This window comes from Serratia proteamaculans, assembly GCF_004684015.1.
Classification (GTDB): domain Bacteria; phylum Pseudomonadota; class Gammaproteobacteria; order Enterobacterales; family Enterobacteriaceae; genus Serratia; species Serratia proteamaculans_F.
Genome location: NZ_SRIA01000019.1, coordinates 706,690 through 729,038 on the forward strand (window position 1 = coordinate 706,690; position 22,349 = coordinate 729,038).

Genomic DNA, 22,349 nt, shown 5'->3' on the forward strand with positions numbered 1-22,349 from the left:
ACCATGAACCCGCTGGTCTATTTCTCCAGCAGCTCGGAGAACACCCACAGGTTCGTTGAAAAGCTGGGCTTGCCGGCGATGCGCATCCCGATCGCCGGCGCCCGCAGCAAACTGCTGATGGAAACACCTTATATTTTGATCGTACCCAGCTATGGCGGCGGCAGCGCCGTGGGAGCCGTGCCGATCCAGGTGATCCGCTTTCTCAACGATCCGCAGAATCGCGCCTTCCTGCGCGGCGTCATCGCCGCTGGGAATACCAATTTTGGTGCAGCGTACGGCATTGCCGGCGACATCATCGCCAAAAAATGTCAGGTGCCTTTTCTTTACCGCTTTGAACTGCTCGGCACCACACAAGACGCTGCAAACGTTCGACAGGGAGTAACCGCATTTTGGCAACGACAGAACTGACCAGGCCCGCCACCAGCGCGCTGGATTACCATTCGCTCAACGCGATGCTCAATCTTTATGATGCCGAAGGTCGCATCCAGTTTGACAAGGATCGGCTGGCGGCGCGGCACTACTTCCTGCAGCACGTCAATCAGAACACCGTGTTCTTCCACAACCTGGAAGAAAAACTGCGTTATCTGGTGGAAGAAGGCTATTACGAGCAAAGCGTGCTGGCGCAATACGACTTCGCCTTTATCAAGCAGCTGTTCCAGCAGGCCTACGCGAAAAAATTCCGCTTCGAGACCTTTCTCGGTGCCTTCAAGTATTACACCAGCTACACGCTGAAAACCTTTGACGGCAAACGCTACCTGGAACGCTACGAGGACCGGGTGTGCATGGTTGCCATGACGCTGGCCACAGGCGATACCGCGCTGGCGCAGGATTTGGTAGAAGAAATGATCTCCGGTCGCTTCCAGCCGGCGACGCCGACCTTCCTCAACTGCGGCAAACAACAGCGCGGCGAACTGGTTTCCTGCTTCCTGCTACGCATTGAAGACAACATGGAGTCGATTGGCCGGGCGGTGAATTCTGCGCTGCAACTGTCGAAACGTGGCGGCGGCGTAGCATTTTTGCTGACCAACATCCGTGAGGTCGGTGCGCCAATCAAACGCATTGAGAACCAATCCTCCGGTGTGATTCCAATCATGAAAATGCTGGAAGATGCCTTCTCTTACGCCAACCAGCTGGGCGCACGCCAGGGGGCCGGAGCGGTCTATCTCAATGCTCACCACCCGGATATCCTGCGTTTCCTCGACACCAAGCGCGAAAACGCCGACGAAAAGATCCGCATTAAAACGCTGTCGCTCGGCGTGGTGATCCCGGATATCACCTTCGAACTGGCGAAAAATAATGAAGAGATGTACCTGTTCTCGCCGTATGACGTCGAGCAAGTGTATGGCGTGCCCTTCTCGGAAATCAGCGTCAGCGAGAAATACCGCGAAATGGTGGATGACAAGCGTATCCGCAAATCACGCATCAATACGCGCGAGTTCTTCCAGGTGCTGGCGGAGATCCAGTTTGAGTCCGGTTACCCGTACATGATGTTTGAAGATACCGTCAATCGTGAGAATCCGATCGCCGGACGCATCAATATGAGTAACCTGTGCTCGGAGATTTTGCAGGTTAACCGCGCCAGCACTTACCACGATGACCTGAGCTATGACCAGGTGGGCAAGGATATCTCCTGCAACCTCGGCTCGCTGAACATCGCCAAAACCATGGATGCACCGGACTTCGGCAAAGCCGTCGACACCGCAATCCGCGCGCTGACTGCGGTGGCAGACATGAGCGACATTCGTTCGGTGCCGTCGATCGCCGAAGGCAATCGCAGCTCGCACGCCATCGGGCTGGGCCAGATGAACCTGCATGGCTATCTGGCACGCGAACGCATTTTCTATGGCTCTGATGAAGGCATCGACTTCACCAATATCTATTTCTATACCGTCGCTTACCACGCCATTCGCACCTCTAACCAGTTGGCTATCGAGCGCGGCAGCGCCTTCGGCGGCTTTGAGGATTCCACCTACGCCTCAGGTGAGTATTTCAGCAAATACACCGAACGGGATTGGCTGCCGCAGACCGAACGGGTTCGGGCCCTGTTCGCCGACGCCAATATTGCCATCCCAGGCCGTGAAGAGTGGCTGGCACTGCGCCAGTCGGTAATGATGCACGGATTGTACAACCAGAACCTGCAGGCGGTGCCGCCGACCGGCTCCATTTCCTACATCAATAATTCGACCTCCAGCATCCATCCGATCGTGTCGCGTATCGAGATCCGCAAAGAGGGCAAGATTGGCCGCGTGTATTATCCGGCGCCCTATATGACCAACGACAACCTGGAGTATTACCAGGATGCCTATGACATCGGACCGGAAAAGATCATTGATACCTATGCCGCCGCCAGCCAGCACGTCGATCAGGGATTGTCGCTGACGCTGTTCTTTCGCGATACCGCCAGTACGCGCGATATCAACCGCGCGCAGATTTACGCCTGGCGTAAAGGCATCAAAACCATTTATTACATCCGCCTGCGCCAGATGGCGCTGGAAGGCACCGAGGTGCAGGGCTGCGTGTCCTGCGCGCTGTGAGGCAAATTATGAATAGCATTAAACCGGCGCCGCTGGTGCGCGCAGTCAACTGGAACATCATCGAAGACGATAAGGATCTGGAGGTGTGGAACCGTCTGACCTCCAACTTCTGGCTGCCGGAGAAGGTGCCGCTGTCGAACGATATTCCGTCGTGGGCCACGCTGACGCCGAAGGAACAGCAACTGACCATCCGGGTGTTCACCGGCCTGACGCTGCTCGATACCATTCAGAATACCGTCGGGGCACCCGCGTTGATCGCCGATGCCATTACGCCGCACGAAGAGGCGGTGTACTCCAACATAGGCTTTATGGAGGCGGTACACGCCCGCTCCTACAGCTCGATTTTCTCCACGCTGTGCCAAACGCCGGACGTCGACGACGCCTACCGCTGGAGCGAGGAAAACCGTGCGCTGCAGAAAAAGGCCAGCATCATTTTGGCCCACTATCGCAGTGACGATCCGCTGATGAAAAAGGTCGCCAGCGTGTTCCTCGAGTCCTTCCTGTTTTATTCGGGCTTTTACCTGCCGATGTACTGGTCGAGCCGCGCCAAACTGACCAACACCGCCGATCTGATCCGTCTGATCATCCGCGACGAGGCAGTACACGGCTATTACATTGGCTATAAATTCCAGAAAGGACTGGAGAAGGTCGATGCCGCCCGCCGGCAACAGGTGAAAAACTTCGCCTTCGATCTGCTGCAGGATCTGTATGACAACGAGGTGCGTTACACCGAAGAGCTGTACGACGGTGTGGGCTGGAGCGAGGACGTAAAAACCTTCCTGCACTATAACGCCAACAAGGCGCTGATGAATCTGGGTTACGAAGCGCTGTTCCCGCCGTCGATGGCGGAGGTCAATCCGGCGATTCTGTCGGCGCTGTCGCCGAACGCCGACGAGAACCACGACTTCTTCTCCGGCTCCGGTTCGTCTTACGTGATTGGCAAAGCGGTCAATACCGAGGATGACGACTGGGATTTCTGAGGTTAATAGCAGGGGCGAATAACTTCGCCCTATAACGATAACCGGTGAACGGGCGCAGCATGCAGCGCCCCTACCGTTTAGATATTCCCGGCACGCTGCCGGATGCGTTGCCAGATGGCCCGCTTTTCATCGTCATCGGCGCTCGACCAGGTGGCGATTTCATCCAGCGTGCGCCGACAGCCACGGCACCACGCCTTTTCGGTGTCGATCTGGCAAACGTTATTGCAGGGTGAACGGACGCCATCGTCAATCTGGCTGCCCGCCTTCCTTCTTCTACTACGGCCTACCATTAAACGCTTCCTCACGGTGGATTTCCCGCCACAGGATACCCGATCCTGCGGCGGAAAAACCGGCCGTAAGCATCAGATAATGCCACCGTTGGCGCGCAGGGTTTGGCCGTTGATCCAGCCACCGTCGGCACCGGCCAGGAATGACACTGCAGCGGCGATATCCTGCGGCTGGCCCAGACGCTCCAGCGGTGCCATTTTCGCCAGACGCTCGATCAACTCCGGCGTTTTACCGTCCAGGAATAATCCGGTGGCAGTAGGTCCCGGCGCAATCGCATTGACGGTGATATTTCGGCCACGCAGCTCTTTGGCCAGTACGCTGGTCAGCGCCTCGACGGCGGCTTTGCTGGCGGCGTACATGCCGTAGCTCGGCTGCAACAGCCCGACCACGCTGGAGGAAAAGTTGATGATGCGGCCATTGTCGCGCAGACGTTTCGCCGCTTCACGCAAGGTATTGAAGGTACCCTTCAGGTTAATGTCGATCAACCGGTCGGCATCGGCATCGCTCATTTCCGCCACAGGAGCCAGTGCAATCACCCCGGCGTTATTCACCAAAATATCCACGCCGCCGAAGGCCTGTTCAGCGCGGTCAAACATTTTTGCCACTGCGGCGGCATCGCTGACGTCCGCTTTGGCGCTCAGCGCACGACCGCCATTTTGCTCAATTTTGCGCACCAGTTGATCGGCCAGGGCCTGGTTACCTGAATAGTTGACGATCACGGTCATACCATCGGTGGCCAGCCGTTCGGCGATGGCGGCACCGATGCCGCGTGATGCGCCGGTTACGATGGCAACTTGTTGGGTCGTGGTGTTCATCTGATCTCTCCTCGTCGGCGCTGCGCCGGCAGGCTTGCTGGCGTGAGGTCATCATGCACCTTTCGCAATGGCGGATAATCCCCTAATCTTCGGTATCACTATTCGAATATAGCGAACAATCTCATGGACAGAATTGACGCCATGCGTCTGTTCACCCGCGTGGTAGAACAACGCAGTTTTACCCAGGCCGCGCAGGATCTGGCTCTGCCACGATCGACGGTGACCGATGCGATCAAACAACTGGAGGCCCGGTTGCAGGTGCGGCTGCTACAGCGCACCACTCGCCACGTCAGCCCAACGCTGGATGGTGAGGCCTACTATCAGCGCTGCCTGACTATTCTGGCGGATATCGAAGATGCCGAGATGGCCTTTGCCGGTGCAAAACCGCGTGGGTTGCTGCGCATTGATGTGCACGGCACGCTGGCACGGCACTTTCTGCTGCCGGGGTTGCCCGACTTTCTGGCGCAATATCCGGATATCGAATTTTTTATGAGCGAAGGCGATCGGCTGGTGGATCCGGTGCGGGAAGGTATCGACTGCGTGGTACGTGTCGGCAAGCTCAAAGACAGCGACATGGTGGCACGTCGGTTGGGGGAGCTGGAAGAAGTGACCTGCGCGGCGCCGGGCTACCTGCAACGCTTCGGCACGCCGCTTGGCATCGATGAACTTGAAGGGCACCGTATGGTGGGGTTTCGCTCCTCGGCCAGCGGCAGCATCATGCCATTGGAGTTTAACGTCGCAGGCCAACCGCAGCAGCTAATATTGCCCTGCACGGTGTCGGTCAGTGCGGCGGAGAGCCTGGTGGCGGCGGCCCGTATGGGATTGGGGATTATTCAGGTGCCGCGCTATCATCTGCGCGAAGACTTAGCCAGAGGTAGCCTGCTGCCGCTGTTAGCACAATTCCCTTCCACGCCGATGCCGGTATCGCTGTTGTATCCGCGCAGTCGCCAGCTGTCCCCCCGGGTGCGAGTGTTTATCGACTGGTTCAGCAAGGTGTTCGCCGCAGCCAACCGCTGAAAAGCCGCCCATAAGGGCGGCCAATGACTTACAGGGTGCCGTAATCCAGCGGTATCCAGTTGTAGCCTTCACCCTGCTGATTCAGATAGCCCAATCCCGGGAATGACAGATGCGCCGCGCCCACCAATTCACCTTGTCGGGCACTATCACTAAAGACTCGCAGGCGCTGAGCCACCGCCGCTTTGGCATCGCTGTCGAAACTTATGGCAACGCGCGGATCGGGAAGCTGTACTGCCGCTACATGGATCAGATCGCCAATCACCAGCAGCTTTTTACCCTCGCTTTCCACCTGATAAATGCTGTGACCCGGCGTATGACCGTGGGCGGCAAAAGCGCTGATGCCCGGAGACAACTCACCGTCACTGGCGAAAGATTTAAAGTGCCCGGCAGCCTGATAAGGTTTGATCGCTGCCATGACCTTTTCGAACCCGGCCTTGTCTTCGGGCTTCGCCTGCTTTAATTGACTCGCGCTAAGCCAAAAATCGGCGTCTTGCTGACTGACTCGCACCAGAGCATTCGGGAACATCGCCCGGCCATTTTGCGTCAAGCCACCGAGATGATCCGGATGCATATGCGTCAGATAAATTTCGTCCACCTGCTGCGGTTGATAACCGGCAGCCTTCAGGTTGGCAATCAGTTTGCCCAATCCGTCCCCCAGCAACTGGCCGGCACCGGTATCAATCAACACCAGTTTACTGCCGGTATTGATCAGATAGGCATTGACCGAGGTGACGACCGGTAAGCCCTGATGGTGCTCGACCAACGCAGTTTCAATCTGTTTTGGCGAACTGTTCAACAGCAGTTTATCCACCGGCAAACGGATGATGCCATCGGACAATACTGTGACTTCGTAACCACCCAGCATAATGCGATAAAAACCCGGCGCGGGGGTTTTCACCTGTGGCGCAGCGGCCAGAGTTTGCAGCGACATGACGGCCAATGCCGCCCCCAGCAGGTAACGTTTCCAGAACATAACGACTCCTTATTGTAAATTTGGCAGCGCTAAGTATTGACGCAAAACCCAGAGCCTGCCCGGAAGAGCGATGACACAGGCAAAAAAAATCCCCGCGGGGGCGGGGAAAGGCAAAGAAAACTGATTTTTTTGTTTATACGAAGAATTTGGCCAGGACTAATAAAGAGAGAGAGACGTTAATCGCGCCGCCGATGCGGGTGGCGATTTGGGCAAACGGCATCAGCGACATGCGGTTACCTGCGGTCAGGATGGCCACATCGCCGGTACCGCCCTGCCCACTCTGGCAGCAGGAGACAATCGCTACGTCGATCGGATGCATGCCAATTTTTTTACCGACGAAGAAACCGGTCGCCACCAGCGCGCAAACGGTGCTGACAATCACCACCAGATTTTGGAGAGTGAAGGCATCAACCAGTTCCTGCCACGGGGTGATAGCCACGCCGACGGCAAACAGAATCGGGTAAGTCACCGCCGTGCGGAAGAACTTATACACCACCTGCGAACCTTCCTGAATACGTGGCGACACGCCGTGCGCCAGCTTCACCGCCACTGCGGCGAACAGCATGCCGACCGGTGCCGGCAGGCCAATCATGCGGTGCAGTAACATCCCTACCATGTACAGCAAGATAGCCAACAGTGCGCCACAGGCAATGGTGCTGACATCCACCTTGCCACTGAATTTATCCACCGCACTCATCTCGCTGTCGCCCTGCTTGTTGGGCATCAGGCTGCCTTCGCCGGTCAGGTGCGGATAGCGTTTGCCGAGTTGGTTCAGCAAGCCAGCGAGAACAATCGCGGTCAGGCCACCGAGCATCACTATTGGCAGAATGCGGCCCAGTGCAACCCCTTGGTCCATATGCAGGATCGCCGCGTAGCCCATCGACAGCGGGATAGCGCCCTCACCGACGCCCCCGGCCATGATCGGTAGGATCAGGAAGAAGAAAATCTGGAAGGGTTCCAGCCCCAGAGCCATGCCAACGGCCATGCCCACCAGCATGCCAACAATCTCACCGCACAGCATCGGTGCGAAGACGCGCAGGAATCCCTGGATCAACACCTGGCGGTTCATGCTCATAATGCTGCCGACGATAATGCAACAGATATAGAGATACAGAATATTGGTCGATTTATAGAATTTGGTGGTCGACTCCACCACCACATCCGGCAGCAGGCCGTAATGCACCATCGCGGAAGGAATAAAGGTGGCGCAGATCGCTGCGGCTCCCATTTTGCCAATCAGCGGCAGACGTTTGCCAAACTCGCCGCAGGCAAAACCGAAGAAGGCCAAGGTAGCGACCATCACTACGATATCGCTGGGTAATTTCCCTTCCAGACAATCGAGTAAAATAAGCACGCCGGCCAGAACGAAGAACGGCAACGGAATAATCCCTACTTTGTAAGTATCCAGTATGCGCCACCATTTTTCACGCAGCGGTATTTCAGCTGCTTTGTCTTTGGCGACGAGGTAAGAATCATCGGTTGTGCTCATAATCTGGCCTCTTATTAGTTTGTTCAGCCATCATAGAGAAACGCACGGATTATCTGCTGTGATTTTGTTCAAAATAAAAAAGGGTTTTTAATGGTGGTTATGGTTTCTATGGTGTTAATTGAGGTTATGTAAAATAGAGCGCGGTTTTAATGGTGTTAATGCTATTTTAACTTTAAAACTTATTACATTTATTGCAGTCACGCATGCGGCGACCCGCCAAGAATAAACCCGTGGCTGCGATCACAAGTTGATCCGGCGCAATATTACATTAACGGCGACTCATGATAGGGTAAGCGCTCAGGAACTCTCAGGGTGAACCCCAGGCCATGCGCATCAAACTCTCATTTCAAATCAAACTGTTCCTGTGCCTGGTCGCCTTCTCCTGCGTGCTGTTAACCTTTATTGGCGCTTACACCTACTACCAGCTCGATGCCCAGTTGCATCGCGATCTTGGCGCGCGGGCGCAGGTGCAGGCTCGGGAGATTGCCCTGATCCCTTCGCTGGTCACCGCAGTGGAACAAAACGACCCGGTGAAAATTGCCGCTCTGATGAAAAAAATACGCGCCAGCAGCGATGCCAGCTATATCGTCATCGGCGATAAGCAAACCCGGCACCTTTATCATTCCGAATACGCCAACCGCATCGGTACCCCAATGGTCGGCGGCGATAATAAAGAAGTGCTGGAAGGGAAAAGTATTATTTCCATCCGCAAAGGCGGCATCGGTATTTCATTGCGCAGTAAAGCACCGATTATGGATGACAATAATAACGTCATCGGCATTGTTTCGGTTGGTTATCTGAAATCCCATATCGACAATCTGAATGCCAGAACCCTGACGCAAATCGTCGGTTCGATTGTGTTGTTATTAATCGCTCTGTTTGTTTTTTCCTGGTTGCTGTCGAAGAATTTAAAACGCCAGATGTTCTGGCTGGAACCCAAAGAAATCGCACTGCTGGTGCGTCAGCAAAAGGCCTTGCTGGAAGCCATCTATGAAGGGGTGATTGCCGTCGACCCGCAACTGCGGATCATCACCATTAACCACGCCGCGCGCGAACTGCTGGAGCTGCGCCAACCTGCTGCCGCTCTGATGGGCCGTGAAATCGGCGAGATTATCCAGTCGCAGCCGGACTTCTTCGGCGCTTCCCAGTTGGGGCACGACACCCACGACGAGGTTTGTCGCTTTAACCACGTGCGGGTGATCGCCAGCCGGGTACGTATCATGCAGGAACAAGAGTTGCAGGGCTGGGTGATCAGCTTCCGCGACAAGAACGACATCAATACCCTGAGCAGCCAGCTCAGCCAGGTCAAACGCTACGCGGACAACCTGCGCATCATGCGCCATGAGCAGCTTAACTGGACTGCCACTCTGGCCGGGCTGTTGCATATGCAGCGCTACGATGAGGCAATCCGCTATGTGGAAGCTCAATCGGAAGGCGCGCAAGAAATTCTCGACTTTATTTCGCAGCGTTTCAGCTCGGCGGCGCTCTGTGGTTTGCTGTTGGGCAAGTACTCCAGCGCCAGGGAAAAAGGCGTTGAGCTGCGCTTCGATCCCGCCTGTCAGCTACGGCAAATCCCGGCGGCGCTGAATGAAACCGAACTGATGTCGATCATCGGCAATTTGCTGGATAATGCGGTAGACGCTACGCTGCATTGCGCCGAGCCACACGAAGCGGTAGAACTCTATATTAGCGATAACAGCAATGAGCTGGTGATTGAGGTGGCCGATCGCGGTACCGGCATCGCAGCCGAGGTGCGTGACACGCTGTTCGAGCAAGGCATCACCACCAAAGATGATAAAGGCGACCACGGCATTGGTTTGCATTTGGTCGCCAGCCACGTGGCGCAGGCCCATGGCAGCATAGAAGTGTCGGACAACGAGCCGCACGGGGCCATTTTTTCTTTATTTATCCCTAAAACCTTATAACCCGTTTCGAGCACCCGAATGATGCAACCAGAAGCACTGGACGTTTTGATCGTGGAAGATGAGCCGCAGTTGGCCACGCTGCACGCCGAATTTATTGAGCAGAACTTTGCTCTGCGGGTGGTGGCTTATGCCGCCACGCTGGCCGAGGCCAGGGTCAAAGTCAACGCCCACCAACCACGCCTGATCCTGCTGGATAACTTTCTGCCGGACGGCCAGGGCATCGAACTGATGGAAGAAGCTACGGTGAAAAACCCCGGTTGTTCGGTGATTTTCATTACCGCCGCCAGCGATATGAATACCTGCAGCCAGGCGATCCGCAACGGTGCCTTCGACTACATCATCAAACCGGTGTCCTACAAGCGGCTGCGCAACTCGCTGGAGCGTTTTATGCAGTTTGTTCAAACCCAGCGTACCTTTAAGGTGATCGACCAAAGCAACGTCGACGCGCTGTATAACCTGCAATCCAAACAGTTCTCCAGCGAGCCCAGTGCCAAGGGCATTGAAACCAACACGCTGGAGTTGGTACAGGCGCTGTTTATCGAACAGCCAGAGGCTGCGCACGCGGTGGAAGACGTGGTCAAACAGGTGGGTATCAGCAAAACCACCGCCCGGCGTTATCTGGAATATTGCGTCGCTATCCAGTTCGTGCGCGTAGAGATGATGTACGGCAATATCGGCCATCCGCGCCGCCTGTATCGCAAGGTTTAATCTGACATCTGCCTGTCATATTAAGCGGATAATATGACTGCGGCGATATCCCCTCGATATCGGCACCTGTCGTTGAAATTAATGAAATACTGATGACTTTTACCCGGCCTATGGTCGGGTTTTTTATTGTCTGAACTCAGCACCAAGCGGGGAAATAATAGCATTAATGCAGCAGGATTATTTTTACTTAAAACCAAGCATTTAAGGCAAATAGTAGATTCAAATAATTGAATATCCACCCCACTACCATAACCAATCGAAATGTTGATGTAAATCGCTAATATCCCATTCATCGGACATTGAGGGTTGTCTCAGATATTCACTGTGTTAGGGTATAGGGGACTATTATTTTCTATTGGGACATTTTTTATCGTTTGATAATTCATCAGAGGAAACAGCAAATTGCATGGCAATTAAACTCGAAGTAAAGAACCTGTATAAGATATTTGGCGAACATCCGGATCGCGCATTCAAACTGATTGAGAAAGGTCTGACAAAAGATCAACTGTTTGAAAAAACCGGGTTATCACTGGGCGTAAAAGACGCCTCTCTGGCCATTGAAGAAGGCGAGATTTTTGTCATCATGGGCCTTTCCGGTTCCGGAAAATCCACCCTGGTACGCCTTCTCAATCGTCTGATAGAACCCACCCGCGGGCAGGTGCTGATTGATGGTGAGGATATATCGAAAATATCCGACACCGCGCTGCGCACCGTGCGCCGTAATAAGATCAGCATGGTGTTCCAGTCATTCGCATTAATGCCACATATGAATGTACTGAATAACACCGCATTCGGTATGGAATTAGCCGGTATTCCGCCGCAGGAACGTCAGGAAAAAGCCCTGGAGGCCCTGCGTCAGGTCGGGCTGGAGAATTATGCTCATTCTTATCCCGATGAACTTTCCGGTGGGATGCGTCAGCGCGTTGGATTAGCCCGCGCTATGGCGAATAATCCGGATATATTATTGATGGATGAAGCTTTCTCAGCACTTGATCCATTAATTCGTACCGAAATGCAGGATGAACTGGTTAAATTACAAGCCCAACATCAGCGTACCATCGTCTTTATTTCCCACGATCTGGACGAAGCTATGCGTATTGGCGATCGCATTGCCATAATGCAGGGCGGTGAGGTGATTCAGGTCGGTACGCCGGAGGAAATATTAAATAATCCGGCCAACGATTATGTGCGCACCTTCTTCCGTGGCGTCGATGTCAGTCATGTTTTCAGCGCCAAGGATATCGCCAAGCGTCGTCCGGTAGCGCTTATTCGTAAAACCCCCGGTTTTGGTCCGCGCTCGGCGTTGCAGCTGCTGCGCGATGAAGACCGCGATTATGGTTATGTTGTTGAACGCGGAAAGAAATTTATCGGCGTGGTGTCGGTAGATTCACTCAAGCAGGCGCTGGCGGCCAACCAAACGCTGGATGACGCCCTGCTGGAAGCCCCCGCCCCGGTTCCGGCCGACATGCCGCTAAGCGAACTGATTTCATTGGTCGCTCTGGCGCCTTGCGCGGTACCTGTGGTCTGCGAAGAAAATAACTATATCGGAATTATTTCCAAGGCCATGCTATTGCAGGCCCTGGATAAAGAGGGCCCAACCAATGAGTGATACTACCCAGGATCCATGGGCCACTGCGCCTGCCGACGCCGGGGCCAGTGCCGCACCGGCCACTGACGCTGCAAATTCAGCGGCTCCCGCCGGCGATGCCTGGTCGAGCGCGCCGCCACCGGCAAGCCATGACGCCGCCAGTCAGGCTGCTCAGGGTTCCGATTGGCTAAACAGCGCACCGGCCCAGCCGGAGCATTTCAACCTGCTGGATCCGTTCCACAAAACCTGGGTGCCGTTTGACTCCTGGGTAACCCACGGCATTGATTGGCTGGTAATGCACTTTCGCCCGCTGTTCCAGGGGGTCCGCGTCCCGGTCGACTTTATCCTCAGCGGTTTTCAACAACTGCTGCTGGGCATGCCGGCACCGATCGCCATTTTGCTGTTCTCGCTGATTGCCTGGCAGCTTTCCAGCCTCGGTATGGGTGCCGCCACGCTGGTTTCGCTGATTGCCATCGGCGCGATTGGTGCCTGGTCGCAGGCCATGGTGACGCTGGCGCTGGTATTGACCGCCCTGTTCTTCTGTATCGTCATCGGCTTGCCGCTCGGCATCTGGCTGGCACGCAGCAAGCACGCAGGCAAGGTCATAAGGCCGTTGCTGGACGCCATGCAAACCACGCCGGCCTTCGTCTATCTGGTGCCAATCGTCATGCTGTTCGGTATCGGTAACGTACCGGGCGTGGTGGTCACCATTATCTTCGCCCTGCCGCCAATCGTCCGGCTAACCATTCTGGGCATTAAGCAGGTGCCGGAAGATCTGATCGAAGCCGCCGAGTCCTTTGGTGCCAGTCCGCGCCAACTGCTGTTTAAAGTGCAGTTGCCACTGGCGATGCCGACCATTATGGCCGGGGTAAACCAAACGCTGATGCTGGCGCTGTCGATGGTGGTGATCGCCTCGATGATCGCCGTGGGCGGTCTGGGCCAAATGGTGTTGCGCGGCATTGGCCGCCTCGATATGGGACTGGCCGCGGTCGGCGGGGTCGGGATTGTGATCCTGGCAATTATTCTCGACCGTCTCACCCAGTCGCTGGGGCGCGATCGCCGCAGCAAGGGCATGGGCCGTTGGTACGCACATGGCCCCATCGGTCTGTTCGCCCGGCCTTTCATCAAAAAGCCTTAATCGCCCCGCCCCCGGCCTGCATGTCGGGGGCAGCGACAGCCTCATAAAATCGAAGGAACCACTATGCGCTCGACAGGAATTTGGGCTTTGGCCCTGACTTCATTGCTTGGCACACAGGCGTTCGCCGTCGAACTTCCCGGCAAAGGCGTCACGGTTAAACCCTTGCAAAGCACCCTCGCCGAAGAAAGCTTCCAGACCGAACTGGTTAACCGCGCCCTGACCAAGTTGGGTTATGACGTCCAGCCGACCGGCGAGGTGGAATACAACATTGCCTACACCTCTATCGCCTCCGGTGACGCCACCTACATGGCGGTGAACTGGGACCCGCTGCAAACCGACATGTACCAAAGTGCCGGTGGCGACAAAAAGTTTTATCGCCAGGGTGCCTATATCACTAATGCGGCACAGGGCTATCTGATCGACAAGAAAACCGCTGACCAATATCACATCCGCGATATTTCGCAGTTGAAAGATCCCAAGCTGGCCAAGCTGTTTGACGCCGACGGTGACGGCAAGGCCGATCTGGCCGGTTGTGAGCCTGGCTGGGTGTGCGGCAGTGCGATCAACACCCAAATCAAGGCCTATGGTCTGAGCGATACGGTGACCCAAAACCAGGGCAACTACGCCGCCATCATCGCCGACACCCTGACCCGCTACAAACAGGGTAAGCCGGTACTGTACTTTACCTGGACGCCGTACTGGGTCAGCGACGAATTGGTGCCCGGTCGCGATGTGGTCTGGCTGACCGTGCCGTTCTCCACCAATCCTGGTTCGTTGAAAGACAAGGATACCGCGTTGCCGAACGGCAAAAATTACGGCTTCTTCGTCAATAACGAACATATTGTCGCCAATAAGCAGTGGGCGCAGGCCAACCCGGCGGCCGCCAAGCTGTTCGCCATCATGAAGCTGCCGTTGGCAGATGTGAATGCGCAAAACCTGCGTATGCACAAGGGTGAGAACAGCGCCGACGATATACAACGCCACGTAGACGGCTGGATTAAAGCCCACCAGGCCACTTTTGACGGCTGGGTCAGCACCGCTGCGGCGGCAGCGAAATAATCCCGACGTGCCGGAAATCCCGGCTTCATAACATAAAAAGGTATTTCACTATGCGCACTACAGGAATCTGGGCGGTTGCCCTCACTACATTGATTAGCTCACAGGCGGTTTCCGCCGCGGACTTGCCGGGTAAAGGCATTAGCGTTCAGCCGGTGCAAAGCACCATCTCTGAAGAAACCTTCCAGACGCTGCTGGTCAGCAAGGCGCTGGAAAAACTGGGCTATGACGTCAAAGACCCCCGTGAAGTGGACTATAACGTCGCATATACCTCAATCGCCTCTGGCGACGCGACCTTCATGGCCGTGAACTGGCAGCCACTGCACAACGATCAATACAAAGCCGCCGGCGGTGATGCCAAATTTTATCGCGAAGGCATTTATGTAAACAACGCCGCGCAGGGTTATCTGATCGACAAGAAAACCGCCGATAAGTACCACATCACCAACATTGCGCAGTTGAAAGATCCCAAAATTGCCAAATTGTTTGACTCCAACGACGACGGTAAGGCCGATCTGACCGGATGTACGCCAGGTTGGGGTTGTGAAGCGGTGATTAATCACCAGATCAAGGCCTACGGCCTGGATAAAACCGTCGAACACAACCAGGGTAACTACGCGGCAATGGTCGCCGATACCATTACCCGCTACAAGGAAGGCAAACCCATCCTGTACTACACCTGGACCCCTTATTGGCTCAGTGACGTACTGGTCACGGGTCGCGATGTGGTTTGGCTGCAAGTTCCCTTCTCCTCCCTGCCTGGTAGTCAGAAAGATATCGACACCAAGTTGCCTAATGGTGCCAACTATGGTTTCCCGGTGAGCGTGATGCGCATCGTCGCCAACAAACAATGGGCGCAGGCCAACCCGGCAGCCGCCAAGCTGTTTGCCATCATGCAGCTGCCGATTAGCGACGTGAATGCGCAGAACCTGCGTATGCATGAAGGTCAGGCGTCCGAAGCCGATATCCAGAACCATGTTAATGGCTGGATCAAAGCACATCAGGCCACCTTTGACGGTTGGGTGAAAACCGCCGCCGAAGCCGCGAAGAAGTAATCGCAAAAGGGGCGCAGTCTACCGCTGCGCCCCTGCTCTGTTCATTCAGCAATATCTATCCCGCTAAATTGCAAAAATCGCTCGGCGGTCCTGGACAACAACGGCGGCCATACGCAGTACACCTGCCGTCGCGGGCCGTCCTCAATCGGAATCGACACCAGCGAACTCAAACGCTGCGCCGTCGAGATCGGCACAATGCCTGCCGCCAGGCCACGCCGCACCAAATTCTCCAGCCATTCAATATGATCAATTTCAAAACTGACATGCCGCTTGATGCCCGCTGCCTGAAATGCGCGGTCGGTTTGACGCCTGGCACCGGTCCCGCTGTAAAAATCCACCAGCGGCACCTCGGACAGGGTTTGCAGATTGACCCGCTGACGGCTGGCCAGTGGATGCTGCGTCGCCACCAGTGCCACCAGCGGCTCATCGGTTAGCTGGCGATGCGACACCGGCAGCATATCGATATCTCCCGGCCAAATGCCGACGAACGCCACATCGGTTTTTTGTTGGCGCACATCTTCCAGCAGTTCCTCGCTCATGCCCACATACAGCCGAATATTCACCGCCGGATAGTGGCGATGGAAATTGCCCAACTTCTCGGTCAGATCAATCGCGTTTATGGTTGAAATGGTGCCAATGGTCAGGGTGCCGGATACCGTGCCGCTGGCAGCAACAACCTCCTCCACCAGCGCCTGCTTCGCTGCCAACAACCGTTGTGCCGGCTGGATAAATGCCTGCCCGGCGGTGGTCAGACGGACCCGGCGTGAGGTACGCTCAAACAATGCACAGCCCAGTTCCTCCTCCAGTTTGGCTATCTGGTGGCTCAGCGCCGATTGCACCGTATGGCAACGCTGTGCCGCCCGGGTAAAACTCTGTTCTTCGGCCACTGCCAACGCAAAGCGGATCTGTTTCAGGTTCATGGCATCTATCGCAAAATGAGATTAATCAAATGAAAATTATACATTGGTTTAACCCGCTGTCTTGCCCGATACTTCGCCCCACTTCTCCCTGTGATTAAAAACCATGAGCCAACAACATTCACAATCGGGTCTTAGCCCGGCGCTGATCGTACTGATCGCCATTGCCACTGGCCTGGCCGTCGCCAGTAACTATTACGCCCAGCCACTGCTGGAAACCATCGCCCAGAATTTTAACCTGTCGGTTAATCAGGCCGGTTTTATCGTCACTGCCGCCCAATTAGGTTACGCCGTTGGCCTGCTGCTGCTGGTGCCGCTAGGCGATATGTTTGAACGCCGTGGGTTGATCGTCTTTATGACGCTGCTGGCAGCGGGCGGTATGCTGATCACCGCCAGTTCCACCACCTTGCCGATGATGATCCTCGGCACCGCGCTTACCGGGCTGTTCTCGGTGGTGGCGCAGATCCTGGTGCCGCTGGCCGCCACCCTGGCACACCCGGAAAAACGCGGTAAAACCGTCGGCATTATCATGAGCGGCCTGCTGCTCGGCATTTTGCTGGCACGCACCGTGGCCGGAGCGCTGGCGTCAATCGGTGGCTGGCGTACCATTTATTGGGTTGCCAGCGTACTGATGATCCTGATGGCGCTGATCCTGTGGCGCGCACTGCCGCGCTACAAGCAGCATTCGGGGCTGAATTACCCGCAGTTGCTGAAATCGATTTTCACCCTGTTTTGCGGTACTCCGCTGCTGCGCACCCGCGCAATACTCGGGGCGCTGTCGTTCGCCAATTTCAGCGTGCTGTGGACCTCGATGGCCTTCTTGCTGGCAGCTCCGCCGTTTGGTTATTCCGAAGGGGTGATCGGTATGTTCGGCCTGGTCGGCGCTGCCGGTGCGCTGGCAGCTTCACGTGCCGGACATTTGGCGGATCAGGGCAAAGCCGGGTTAACCACCAGCGTGGGCCTGGTGCTGTTGCTGCTTTCGTGGATACCCATCGCTTTCGCTAAACAATCCCTGTGGGCATTAATCGCCGGTATTCTGATCCTCGACCTGGCCGTACAAGCCGTGCACGTCACCAATCAGAGCGTGATCTACCGCATTATGCCGGAAGCGCGCAACCGTCTGACCGCCGGCTATATGACCAGCTACTTTATCGGTGGGGCGCTGGGTTCATTGCTGTCCGCCTCTGCCTATCAACATGCCGGCTGGGTTGGCGTTGCGGCTGCAGGAGGCATTTTGTGCCTGCTGAATCTGTTGACCTGGTGGTGTGGCAGGCACCACGATCCGCAGGGCCCGGCAGCAATCTGATTAGCAAGCGAATAGTAATTTCAGGAATTTATTAGCGGCGCAGGGTATAAACATTACTTACTCTCTGGTAATGTTCTGCAGATGAACTATTGATCTCTGTCCTGCGACACTAATAAAAATGCAAAGCCAAGCTGCAGAAAGTCTCAATCCCCCTGCCGTCAGTTCTACCTTCACCCACGGCATCGTCGACAGTTTACCGATCGTCATCGGCTATGTGCCGGTGGCTTTTGCTTTCGGCCTGAGCGCCGTTAAGCTGGGGTTCTCCCCGCTGGAAAGCATCTTCTTTTCCTGCATTATCTATGCGGGTGCCAGCCAGTTCGTGATCACCGCCCTGCTAAGCGCCGGCATGTCGCTGTGGGTTTCCGCGCTGACCGTCATGGCCATGGATATACGGCACCTGCTGTATGGCCCCGCTCTGCGCCATCGCATCGTCACACGCATGTCCCGCGGTAAAACCGCACTCTGGGCCTTTGGCCTGACCGACGAGGTGTTTGCCGCCGCAACCGCCAAACTGATGCGTAATAACCGCAGCTGGAGCGAAAACTGGATGCTCGGTATTTCACTGTGCTCCTGGCTGTCATGGGTAGCGGGCACTGCCATCGGTGCGCTGTTCGGTAATGGACCGCTGGAACAATACCCGGTGATTGAAGCCTCGCTGTCCTTTATGCTGCCTGCGCTGTTCCTCAGCTTCCTGCTGGCGGCCTTCAGACGCCCACAAAGCCTGACCATCGCAGCCGCACTGGCTGGCGCGCTGCTTGGCGTGGTGCTGTTTTCGATTCCCGTCGCCATTTTGGCCGGCATCAGCGCCGGCTGTATTGCCGCCCTGTTCCAACCCACCGCAACGGAGGCCATCGATGAACACTGATGTGGTGGTGATTGGCCTGGTGGTCGGTTGTGCTAATTACCTGTTCCGTTACTTGCCCTTACGCCTGGCACCGGCGCGTGCCCAACCGGGCATTAAACGCGGTAAAACCGCGCTGTTGCTCGACAGCATTGGTATCGCCTCCATTTGTGCACTGTTGGTGGTATCCAGCACGCCGATAGTGATGCGTGAACCGGACAAGCTCTGGCCGACGCTGGTCGGCTTCGCTGCCCTGGGACTGTGCTTTTACCGTAGCAAAAGCATCATTTTGTCGACGTTGAGCGGTGCGCTCGCCTTTGGCATCACGTTAAAAATACTTATGATTCTCGCTCCAGCCAGCCTTTGATTTTGTCCGTCACTCCCATGCTGAGCAGTTGCTCGCCGATCGGGCGTTGACAAACAACTTACAAATGACACGAATTGCTAAATTATTCGCACGGCTGAAGATTTACATTATTAATCACTATCGTTACTATCTCGAACGAAATTAATGAGGCCCCAAATTATGGAAAGCTCGTTTACTCCCATTGAACAAATGCTTAATTTCCGCGCAAAACGTCAGAAAGATTTTCCTTATCAGGAAATTCTGCTGACCCGGCTGTGCATGCACATGCAAAGCAAGCTATTGGAAAATCGCAATAAAATGCTCAAGGCACAAGGGATTAACGAAACACTGTTTATGGCGCTGATTACTCTGGATGCGCAGGAGAATCACAGCATCCAGCCTTCTGAGCTAAGCTCTGCTCTGGGCTCGTCACGCACCAATGCCACGCGGATTGCCGATGAACTGGAAAAACGCGGCTGGATTGAGCGCCGGGAAAGCGACCATGACCGTCGCTGCCTGCATTTGCACATGACGCCGCAGGGCGAAGAGTTTCTCAACCAATTGCTGCCACCGCAGCACAAATGTCTGCATTTCCTGTGGTCCACGCTGAACGATGATGAACAGCAACAGCTTGAACAGCTGACACGCAAGCTGTTAACGCGTCTGGACCAGATGGAAGTTTCAGGACAGTTATCCCAATAATTTCTGTTCAGGTAACCTACTATGCGATCCCCGTTTAACTGGAGATTCACCCCGCTGTTCGCCGTATTGCTGCTAGCCGGGTGCGCTTCTACCGACAATATTGCTCCGCAATCCACCCTGATGGACTCGCAGAGCCTGCAATTGTCACAGCCGAAAGTCAGCTCGTTGAACGTTAGCCCGCAGTGGTGGCGTTCGCTCAACGATCCGCAGCTCGACAGCCTGATGACCCAGACGCTGCAAAGCTCACCGACGCTGAGACAAGCCGCCGGACGCGTGCGCGAAGCACAAAGCGTGGTGGGTGAAGCCAGTGCAGCCAACGGCCCGAATCTGGATCTGAACGCCAGCAGCAACCGCCAGAAAATTCCGCAGAACGTCAACCTGGGATTGGGCTACCCACATCAGCCGATCTACGAGAGCTCCAACTCGCTGGGGCTGAACCTGGCCTATGAATTTGACTGGTGGGGTAAATACCGCAATCAGGTTAACGCCGCCAAGGCGCAGGTCGATGCGGCCCGCGCCGAGCAGGAACAGGCTGCGTTGACGCTGACCAGCTCGGTGGCCTCCGCCTATTTCCAGCTGCAGAGCAATTTCGCGCTGGAAAAACTGCTGCAGCAGGAAGTCGACAACAACCAACGCCTGACAGATTTGCGCCAACAACAATATAAAGCCGGTATCACCGGCGTTGATGTTCCGCAACAAAGCCAGGCGCAGGCCGACGGTGCCAAGCAGCAGATCCTGCAGTTGCAATCGCAAATTGAACAACTAAGACACCAGTTGGCCGCGTTGGCCGGCCAGGGCCCGAACGCGATGCAGCATCTGCGTCCGGTGGCGCTGCCCGCCAGTAATCTGATGGCGCCAAAAGGTGAACTGACCGCCGATCTGCTGGGCAAACGCCCGGATATCGCTGCGCAGCGTCAGTTGGTGGAGTCTTATAACCAACGCGTCAGCGCCGCCCGCAAAGAATTTTACCCCAGCCTGACCATTTCAGCCTTTGCCGGCCTGACGACCACCAACACCAGTGGCACCAGCCCGAATCTGTTTGAAGCGGCCAGCCAGGCCTGGAACGTGGTACCGGCGATTTCATTGCCGATCTTCCACGCCGGTGCGCTGCGCAGCAAGCTGGGTGAGGAGTCCGCGCTGTATGACCAGGCGGTGGAGTCCTATAACCAAACCATCCTGAATGCCGTGCAGGAAACTGCCGATGCCATCACCGTCCAACAAAGCACTGCGCAACAGCAGCTGCAGGCGGCATCTGCGTCCCAATCGATGCAACAGGTGTACCGCGTCGCTAACGCTCGATACCAGGCAGGGATTATCGGGCGCGACCAGTTGTTAACCAGCCAGACGCAGCTCTTGCAGCAGCAACAGGCGGAACTGAATGCCAACAGCAACTTGCTGCAGGCGAAGATAGGACTGATCCGTGCGCTGGGCGGTGGCTATCAGGCCCCGGTCGCTGCGGATTCAAAAGCATAATAAAATAGAGAGCTTGGAGAACACCATGAGCGCAAGCGCGGAGACTCAGACCCCGCCACAACCTGTCGGCAAAAAGAAGCAGCGCAAGTTTTGGCTGCTGTTGATGACGGTTATTTTCATTGTTATTGGGGTGGCATATTTAGTGTATTGGTTCCTGGTGTTGCGTCATCATCAGGAAACGGACGACGCCTACGTGTCCGGTAACCAGGTGCAGATCATGGCCCAGGTGAACGGTAGCGTTAACAGCGTCAACTTCGACAATACCGACTACGTGAAGCAGGGGGATGTGCTGCTCACGCTGGATCCGACCGATGCCGAACAGGCGCTTGAACGCGCCAAAACCGGCCTGGCCAACAGCGTGCGTCAGACCCACCAGCTGATCATCAACAGCAAGCAGTATCAGGCCAACATTGCCCTGCGCAAGTCTGACCTGAGCAAGGCGGAGAACGATCTGAAGCGCCGCGTGGTGCTGGGTAGCCTTGACGCTATCGGCCGTGAAGAACTGCAACATGCGCGTGATGCGGTCGACAGCGCCAAAGCAGCACTGGAAGTGGCGGTTCAGCAATACAACGCCAACCAGGCGATGGTGCTGAACACCCCGCTGGAGCAACAGCCGGCTATCCAACAGTCCGCTGCGCAAATGCGTGACGCCTGGCTGGCGTTGCAGCGTACCAAGATCATCAGCCCGATCACCGGCTATGTATCCCGTCGCAGCGTACAGGTTGGCGCGCAAATCGCCGCCGGTTCCCCGCTGATGGCGGTGGTGCCTGCCGATCACATTTGGGTGGACGCCAACTTTAAAGAAACCCAGATCGCCAATATGCGCATCGGTCAGTCGGCCACCGTGGTCAGTGACATTTACGGTGACGACGTGGTGTACAGCGGCAAAGTGGTCGGTATCGATATGGGCACCGGCAGCGCCTTCTCACTGCTGCCTGCGCAGAATGCTACTGGTAACTGGATCAAGGTGGTTCAGCGCCTGCCGGTACGTATTGAGCTCGATGCCAAGCAAATCGCCGATCATCCGCTGCGTATCGGGCTGTCGACGCTGGTGAAAGTTGACACCACCAACCTGGACGGCCGAGTGCTGTCTGACGTGGTGCGTGACAAGCCGCTGTATCAGACCGACGCCCTGGCGTTAAACCTGGCACCGGTTAACCAGATGATCGCCGACGTGATCCATGCGAATGCCGGCTAA

21 protein-coding genes are annotated in these 22,349 nt (G+C 55.8%); 16 read left to right on the plus strand and 5 right to left on the minus strand.

Translation table 11 applies throughout. The annotated features are described in order from the left end of the window. Window positions 1-3: 3 nt before the first annotated feature. The 3 genes from nrdI to nrdF are packed head-to-tail and all read left to right on the plus strand — an operon-like array spanning window position 4 to window position 3,514. Window positions 4-408, plus strand: coding sequence for a class Ib ribonucleoside-diphosphate reductase assembly flavoprotein NrdI (gene nrdI / locus E5C26_RS18995; protein ID WP_135317677.1), 405 nt, complete (start codon window positions 4-6; stop codon window positions 406-408). Further along, the gene (gene nrdE / locus E5C26_RS19000) at window positions 390-2,534 is read left to right on the plus strand and encodes a class 1b ribonucleoside-diphosphate reductase subunit alpha (protein WP_167796674.1); all 2,145 of its coding nucleotides are present in this window, start codon (window positions 390-392) and stop codon (window positions 2,532-2,534) included. Before nrdI ends, nrdE begins: the two co-directional genes overlap by 19 nt. A gap of 8 nt (window positions 2,535-2,542) precedes the next feature. After that, entirely contained in the window at window positions 2,543-3,514 is a 972-nt protein-coding gene (gene nrdF / locus E5C26_RS19005; RefSeq protein WP_135317678.1) for a class 1b ribonucleoside-diphosphate reductase subunit beta, read from the plus strand. A 77-nt stretch (window positions 3,515-3,591) separates the two neighbouring features. Here nrdF and E5C26_RS19010 read toward each other — a convergent pair whose 3' ends face one another. Beyond that, window positions 3,592-3,804 (minus strand): DUF1289 domain-containing protein, encoded by a 213-nt coding sequence (locus E5C26_RS19010; protein WP_135317679.1) that lies wholly within the window; start codon window positions 3,802-3,804, stop codon window positions 3,592-3,594. A 72-nt stretch (window positions 3,805-3,876) separates the two neighbouring features. Continuing rightward, entirely contained in the window at window positions 3,877-4,617 is a 741-nt protein-coding gene (locus tag E5C26_RS19015) for an SDR family oxidoreductase (RefSeq protein ID WP_135317680.1), read from the minus strand. Window positions 4,618-4,740: 123 nt separating this feature from the next. On the opposite strand from E5C26_RS19015, the gene E5C26_RS19020 reads away from it, so the two are divergent. Next, window positions 4,741-5,634 carry a LysR family transcriptional regulator gene (locus tag E5C26_RS19020; RefSeq protein ID WP_135317681.1) on the plus strand — a complete coding sequence of 298 codons (894 nt, stop codon included), beginning with the start codon at window positions 4,741-4,743 and terminating at the stop codon, window positions 5,632-5,634. 28 nt (window positions 5,635-5,662) lie between these two features. Here E5C26_RS19020 and E5C26_RS19025 read toward each other — a convergent pair whose 3' ends face one another. Next, on the minus strand, window positions 5,663-6,607 hold the full coding sequence (locus tag E5C26_RS19025; protein WP_135317682.1) for an MBL fold metallo-hydrolase: 945 nt from the start codon (window positions 6,605-6,607) through the stop codon (window positions 5,663-5,665). A 133-nt stretch (window positions 6,608-6,740) separates the two neighbouring features. Continuing rightward, window positions 6,741-8,096 (minus strand): 2-hydroxycarboxylate transporter family protein, encoded by a 1,356-nt coding sequence (locus tag E5C26_RS19030; protein ID WP_135317683.1) that lies wholly within the window; start codon window positions 8,094-8,096, stop codon window positions 6,741-6,743. A gap of 326 nt (window positions 8,097-8,422) precedes the next feature. On the opposite strand from E5C26_RS19030, the gene E5C26_RS19035 reads away from it, so the two are divergent. From E5C26_RS19035 to proX (E5C26_RS19060), 6 genes are all read left to right on the plus strand, one after another. After that, window positions 8,423-10,021, plus strand: a complete 1,599-nt coding sequence (locus E5C26_RS19035; RefSeq protein ID WP_135317684.1) for an ATP-binding protein — start codon at window positions 8,423-8,425, stop codon at window positions 10,019-10,021. Between the two features lie 21 nt (window positions 10,022-10,042). Then, a complete protein-coding gene (locus E5C26_RS19040) occupies window positions 10,043-10,729 on the plus strand; it encodes a response regulator (protein ID WP_135317721.1) in 687 nt (228 codons plus the stop codon). Between the two features lie 406 nt (window positions 10,730-11,135). After that, on the plus strand, window positions 11,136-12,338 hold the full coding sequence (gene proV / locus E5C26_RS19045; protein ID WP_135317685.1) for a glycine betaine/L-proline ABC transporter ATP-binding protein ProV: 1,203 nt from the start codon (window positions 11,136-11,138) through the stop codon (window positions 12,336-12,338). After that, window positions 12,331-13,455, plus strand: a complete 1,125-nt coding sequence (gene proW, locus E5C26_RS19050; RefSeq protein ID WP_135317686.1) for a glycine betaine/L-proline ABC transporter permease ProW — start codon at window positions 12,331-12,333, stop codon at window positions 13,453-13,455. The genes proV and proW overlap by 8 nt, the downstream gene beginning before the upstream one ends. 63 nt (window positions 13,456-13,518) lie before the next feature. After that, window positions 13,519-14,514, plus strand: coding sequence for a glycine betaine/L-proline ABC transporter substrate-binding protein ProX (gene proX / locus E5C26_RS19055; protein ID WP_135317687.1), 996 nt, complete (start codon window positions 13,519-13,521; stop codon window positions 14,512-14,514). A gap of 50 nt (window positions 14,515-14,564) precedes the next feature. Next, window positions 14,565-15,566: a glycine betaine/L-proline ABC transporter substrate-binding protein ProX gene (gene proX / locus E5C26_RS19060; RefSeq protein WP_135317688.1), complete on the plus strand. Its 1,002-nt coding sequence runs from the start codon at window positions 14,565-14,567 to the stop codon at window positions 15,564-15,566. A 41-nt stretch (window positions 15,567-15,607) separates the two neighbouring features. On the opposite strand, the gene E5C26_RS19065 is transcribed toward proX (E5C26_RS19060), so the two are convergent. Further along, on the minus strand, window positions 15,608-16,486 hold the full coding sequence (locus E5C26_RS19065; protein ID WP_135317689.1) for a LysR family transcriptional regulator: 879 nt from the start codon (window positions 16,484-16,486) through the stop codon (window positions 15,608-15,610). Between the two features lie 103 nt (window positions 16,487-16,589). On the opposite strand from E5C26_RS19065, the gene E5C26_RS19070 reads away from it, so the two are divergent. The 6 genes from E5C26_RS19070 to emrA all read left to right on the plus strand — a co-directional run bounded on the left by E5C26_RS19070 (window position 16,590) and on the right by emrA (window position 22,349). Further along, window positions 16,590-17,789, plus strand: a complete 1,200-nt coding sequence (locus E5C26_RS19070) for an MFS transporter (RefSeq protein WP_135317690.1) — start codon at window positions 16,590-16,592, stop codon at window positions 17,787-17,789. 118 nt (window positions 17,790-17,907) lie between these two features. Further along, window positions 17,908-18,654, plus strand: a complete 747-nt coding sequence (locus tag E5C26_RS19075; protein WP_135317691.1) for an AzlC family ABC transporter permease — start codon at window positions 17,908-17,910, stop codon at window positions 18,652-18,654. Next, a complete protein-coding gene (ygaH, locus tag E5C26_RS19080; protein ID WP_135317692.1) occupies window positions 18,644-18,997 on the plus strand; it encodes an L-valine transporter subunit YgaH in 354 nt (117 codons plus the stop codon). The genes E5C26_RS19075 and ygaH overlap by 11 nt, the downstream gene beginning before the upstream one ends. A 159-nt stretch (window positions 18,998-19,156) precedes the next feature. Then, window positions 19,157-19,678: a transcriptional repressor MprA gene (gene mprA, locus E5C26_RS19085; protein ID WP_012146447.1), complete on the plus strand. Its 522-nt coding sequence runs from the start codon at window positions 19,157-19,159 to the stop codon at window positions 19,676-19,678. Between the two features lie 21 nt (window positions 19,679-19,699). Then, window positions 19,700-21,151 (plus strand): efflux transporter outer membrane subunit, encoded by a 1,452-nt coding sequence (locus tag E5C26_RS19090; RefSeq protein ID WP_135317693.1) that lies wholly within the window; start codon window positions 19,700-19,702, stop codon window positions 21,149-21,151. 25 nt (window positions 21,152-21,176) lie between these two features. Then, on the plus strand, window positions 21,177-22,349 hold the full coding sequence (gene emrA / locus E5C26_RS19095) for a multidrug efflux MFS transporter periplasmic adaptor subunit EmrA (protein ID WP_135317694.1): 1,173 nt from the start codon (window positions 21,177-21,179) through the stop codon (window positions 22,347-22,349).